Source organism: Microcystis viridis FACHB-1342, assembly GCF_014698335.1.
Classification (GTDB): Bacteria; Cyanobacteriota; Cyanobacteriia; order Cyanobacteriales; family Microcystaceae; genus Microcystis; species Microcystis ichthyoblabe_A.
This window is the reverse complement of record NZ_JACJSV010000130.1, coordinates 1-3,853: the sequence shown is the minus strand read 5'-3', so window position 1 is coordinate 3,853 and position 3,853 is coordinate 1. Positions and strand designations below refer to the sequence as shown.

At 40.5% G+C, this 3,853-nt stretch carries 9 protein-coding genes; all 9 read left to right on the top strand.

Going from position 1 to position 3,853, the window contains the following annotated elements; genetic code table 11:
• Positions 1-514 precede the first annotated feature (514 nt).
• The 9 genes from H6G40_RS22670 (at position 515) to H6G40_RS22630 (ending at position 3,770) form a co-directional block, all read left to right on the top strand.
• Positions 515-775: a hypothetical protein gene (locus H6G40_RS22670; RefSeq protein WP_069474765.1), complete on the top strand. Its 261-nt coding sequence runs from the start codon at positions 515-517 to the stop codon at positions 773-775.
• 3 nt (positions 776-778) lie between these two features.
• The gene (locus H6G40_RS23825; protein WP_069474766.1) at positions 779-1,288 is read left to right on the top strand and encodes a PEP-CTERM sorting domain-containing protein; all 510 of its coding nucleotides are present in this window, start codon (positions 779-781) and stop codon (positions 1,286-1,288) included.
• Between the two features lie 113 nt (positions 1,289-1,401).
• Positions 1,402-1,599, top strand: a complete 198-nt coding sequence (locus H6G40_RS22660; protein ID WP_002739967.1) for a hypothetical protein — start codon at positions 1,402-1,404, stop codon at positions 1,597-1,599.
• A gap of 35 nt (positions 1,600-1,634) precedes the next feature.
• Positions 1,635-1,886 carry a hypothetical protein gene (locus H6G40_RS22655; RefSeq protein ID WP_002779207.1) on the top strand — a complete coding sequence of 84 codons (252 nt, stop codon included), beginning with the start codon at positions 1,635-1,637 and terminating at the stop codon, positions 1,884-1,886.
• Positions 1,887-2,216: 330 nt separating this feature from the next.
• A complete protein-coding gene (locus H6G40_RS22650) occupies positions 2,217-2,465 on the top strand; it encodes a hypothetical protein (RefSeq protein WP_002739691.1) in 249 nt (82 codons plus the stop codon).
• Positions 2,466-2,573: 108 nt separating this feature from the next.
• A complete protein-coding gene (locus H6G40_RS22645) occupies positions 2,574-2,891 on the top strand; it encodes a DUF4258 domain-containing protein (protein ID WP_069474767.1) in 318 nt (105 codons plus the stop codon).
• Positions 2,830-3,108 (top strand): YgiT-type zinc finger protein, encoded by a 279-nt coding sequence (locus H6G40_RS22640; RefSeq protein ID WP_002779215.1) that lies wholly within the window; start codon positions 2,830-2,832, stop codon positions 3,106-3,108. Before H6G40_RS22645 ends, H6G40_RS22640 begins: the two co-directional genes overlap by 62 nt.
• 135 nt (positions 3,109-3,243) lie before the next feature.
• Entirely contained in the window at positions 3,244-3,528 is a 285-nt protein-coding gene (locus tag H6G40_RS22635) for a hypothetical protein (protein WP_002739848.1), read from the top strand.
• A complete protein-coding gene (locus H6G40_RS22630) occupies positions 3,525-3,770 on the top strand; it encodes a hypothetical protein (protein WP_069474768.1) in 246 nt (81 codons plus the stop codon). The genes H6G40_RS22635 and H6G40_RS22630 overlap by 4 nt, the downstream gene beginning before the upstream one ends.
• Positions 3,771-3,853: the final 83 nt, after the last annotated feature.

Here is a 3,853-nt window from a genome sequence, read left to right as displayed (position 1 = left end):
GAAACTATCTCATCAAATTAGTCCCCCCATAGAACCCCCTTGAGCCATCTTGCACACTTTTCTCTTTTTGTCAAATTTTATGTTAAGAAAGATGTGACTAATGGATAGGGATTAAGGGGGGATCAAAGAGGGCGAATGCAATTCGCCCCTACAATAATATTATTGCGCCAATGGTAGGAGCGCACTGTGGTCAGTGAGTTTATCGAACTGCGTGCGCCCTGTAATATAGATATTTCGACCAAATTGAGATTTACTACCCTACTCTCAAGAGTAACAATAATTATAAATTTTTGTAAATTTGTGTTGGTTTACACTTGACAAAATCGGGGGGGGTAAAATCCCGTTGTTGCTCTGTCTTGTCATTGAGGAACTAACTTAAAATTTAGTGATTGGCAATTTTGAAAAAACCAATTTTTCTCCCTTGCCAATGTCGCTTAATTCGAGATTTTCTCCTTTAAAGGTCAGTCAGAACATTTGTTTGTTTGTTTATTTGTTTTGAGGAAATTTTCTGAGTATGAAAACTTCGACTGTGCTTAAAAATTGCTCCAGAGTAGCAGCCGGTACTGTCTTTGTAACTTTGGGGATACTGACTACGGGAACCGCCCATGCCGCTGAATTGATTACCAACGGCGGCTTTGAAACAGGTTTTACGGGTTGGAATGTCTCAATACAACCTGGGAGTAGCTCGACGAATGGTTTCTTTATTGATGATGCTGACGGCTCCACGCCTTTCAATGGTCAAGCAACTGTTGGTCCAGCCAGTGGCTCTTTCTAAGCAGTGTCTGACCAAGACGGTCCGGGAGCCTATGCGCTAACCCAGACTTTTATCGTTCCTGGAGCTGCCTCATCGGTAATTTTGTCTTACGATATGTTCGTCAATGATTGGAGTGGACTTGGACCTATCGTCAATCCATCTGGACTAGACTACACCAGTGATCCCAACCAACACGCACGGGTGGATATCCTAGTTGCTGGGGCCAACCCCTTCTCAACCAATCCTGCGGATATCGTCGGTAATTTCTATTTGGGAAACGATCCCTTTGCTTCCAATCCTAACCCTTATACTTCTTATAGTTTTGACATTACCAGCTTGGTAGGAGCAGGCGGGAGCTACATTCTCCGATTTGCGGAAGTTGACAACCAGTTTTTTTTTAATCAAGGAGTCGATAATGTCAGTATTGATTTTACTCCTCTAGCTACTCCTGTTCCCGAACCTTCTTCAGTCTTGGGTTTACTCGCCATTGGTGCTTTAGGTGCGGGTGCAGCCTGGAAGCGCAAATTAAAATAAAAAACTGGCAAATCTAGCCTTAAATTAGCAGCGATCGCGCTATATTGATAAAGTGCGATCGCTTTTTTGGGGAGACATTCCAGATTTTTATTAATCTTTGTTAGAATGATGACATGGGTAATGGCTTTGAGTTGATTGGAGAACTAACAGAAATAGAGATTATCGCCGTCAACCTCTCTATTCGTGAACTCAGAAGGCTAAAAGCGCAGTTTGGGGGTCGTCGATGGCGAAAGCTAAAAGGAGTCGGCTTAGTTCAATTTCCTAATGGAGAAATCCGCAAAGCTGAACTACACTGGTATGAGTCTCATTAGTGCAAGGGAAGTGACGCAAACCGAACGAGAAGCTTATGAAGAGGGATGAGCCAGAAATGGAAGATGATTTACGGACAGAGTATGACTTGAAGCACCTCCGAGTTAGAAAGTTAGGCTCTGGAAGAAAAAGCTTTGGTGGAGTCACTGTGCGCTTGGAGCCTGATGTCGCAGAAATGTTTCCCACTGCTGATGCGGTTAACGAAGCATTAAGATTGTTGATCAGAGTAACGCGAGATAACAAAACTCTTGCTTCTACAGTACAGGCTAACCTAAAGGCTGAGTCCTGACAAAATGCAGGGCGGGATTGAGTATTTATAAGAAAGCGAAGGGAATGGCGAATAAAGCTATAGTCTCGAATTAGATGCGATCACGCTATATTTGTAGAGGGCGATCGCTTTTTTGTTATGGTGGTAGGAGTGTGGATGAATGAAGCAAAATTGAAAATCTATTTCGACGCTTGAATTGAGGCTCTTCTCGACTTTGTGTGATAATTTTTGCTTATGGAATTGTGAAATGCTTATCGGGCAAGACTTTTATGGCTGTTTTGCCGAAGAAACCATCAGTATAGACCTCGTTTCCACACAGAAACTAGAAGAGCCGAATTGAGGAAAATTACTATGAAAGTTCCAACAGATTTGACGATTCCTGAGATTGAGGAAATTAGAAAAGAGGGAGTTAAAGCTCTTGTAGAAAGATTGGGAATTGCTAAAGCGGCCTTCTTTCTAAGAGAAACATCATCCCAACCTCTAAATTATTTAGAAATTAAAGATCAGTTATTTGGCGAAATGACAGCGACGGATATTTACGGCTCTTCCGGTTTCTGTGTGGAAACGAAGCCTATACTGATAGTTTCTTCGGCAAAATAGTCGTAAAAGTCTTTCTCCGTCAACATTTCACGATTCCATAAGCAAAAATTATCACACAAAGTCGAGAAGAGCCTATTTACGCTCAAAGTAAAGGCGGCTATCACTGAAATGATTGAGGAAATTCGTCAAAAAGTTAGACAAAACCAATTGAAATTTTCTCAACACGCTGTCAATCAAAGTATCCTGCATCAGATCAGTGTTCAAGAATTACGGGAGGCGATAGAACAAAGCGAAATTATTGAAGATTATCCGGCTGATAAGTATGGTGCAAGCTGTTTACTTTTGGGATTTACTCTAATTAATAGAGCCTTACACATTCATTGTAGCTATCCCTCTCGCCCTTTGCTCAAAATTATTACCCTATATGAACCCGACCCAAATTTATGGATTGATTTTAAATCAAGGAGAACACCAGATGTCAACTAATTCTAGACAAGAAACCTTAATTGAACAAGAAGTTACCTATACTCTTGAAATCAATGGCAATTTTTTCATTATAGAAAATGTCCCCGCTAGAGTCTGTGTAGAAACGGGAGAGCGTTTTTTTGCACCAGAAACTGTCGAACGCTTGCAGGAAATTGTCTGGGAAAATAAGCGACCAAAACGGGTAATTGAAACACCAGTATTTGACTTTGCTAGTTAGTGTTTAATAGAAAACTGGCAAATCGAGCAACAATTGAAGTCTTAAATTAGGGGCGATTGCGCTATATTTGTAGAGGGCGATCGCTTTTTTGTTTATAATAGTTAAAGACACGATAAATTGATTCAAGTCAAGCCCATGCCACTAACTCTTAATTTAACATCGGAAATCGAACAATATCTCAGCCAAAAAGCGAGGGAGAAAGGTCTTTCTCTAGAAGCTTATGTCCTAAAGTTGCTCAAGGATACTATTTTAGAACAAGAAAAACAGACCAAACTGGTTAATTTACTTCAATCTTGGATTGATGAAGAAGATGAACAGGAACAACAAGAAACAGGTGAATATTTAATCGAAGCACTCAATCAAGATCGTTTATCTGAGCGTCCTTTATTTCCGGCTCACTTAAAGGGAGTAACTTGGTGAATAGAGTAGTTTTATTAGATACGGGAATTATCGGTTTAATTACTAATCCTAAGCGAGCGCCTGAAAGTCTAGCTTGTAATTGTTGGCTACAAACACTAATTAAAGCAGGTATTAGGGTTATTCTTCCAGAAATTGCTGATTATGAGGTGCGTCGAGAGTTGTTACGCGCTAACAAGATTAAAGCAATTAAGCGACTGGATGAGTTAGCTAACTCAATAGAATACGGGACTTCCAAAAAATAAACTATTCATTCTCAAGAATAATAATCATTCTCGGAGTGTGGGAGGTAGGGATCGATGGTTGCCCCCTCCTTCCAATTTTGTAG

Coding starts and splice junctions, on each gene's coding strand:
- H6G40_RS22670 (WP_069474765.1), top strand. CDS start 515: ATGAAAACTTCGACTGTGCTTAAAAATTGCTCCAGAGTAGCAGCCGGT.
- H6G40_RS22660 (WP_002739967.1), top strand. CDS start 1,402: ATGGGTAATGGCTTTGAGTTGATTGGAGAACTAACAGAAATAGAGATT.
- H6G40_RS22655 (WP_002779207.1), top strand. CDS start 1,635: ATGAAGAGGGATGAGCCAGAAATGGAAGATGATTTACGGACAGAGTAT.
- H6G40_RS22650 (WP_002739691.1), top strand. CDS start 2,217: ATGAAAGTTCCAACAGATTTGACGATTCCTGAGATTGAGGAAATTAGA.
- H6G40_RS22645 (WP_069474767.1), top strand. CDS start 2,574: ATGATTGAGGAAATTCGTCAAAAAGTTAGACAAAACCAATTGAAATTT.
- H6G40_RS22640 (WP_002779215.1), top strand. CDS start 2,830: ATGAACCCGACCCAAATTTATGGATTGATTTTAAATCAAGGAGAACAC.
- H6G40_RS22635 (WP_002739848.1), top strand. CDS start 3,244: ATGCCACTAACTCTTAATTTAACATCGGAAATCGAACAATATCTCAGC.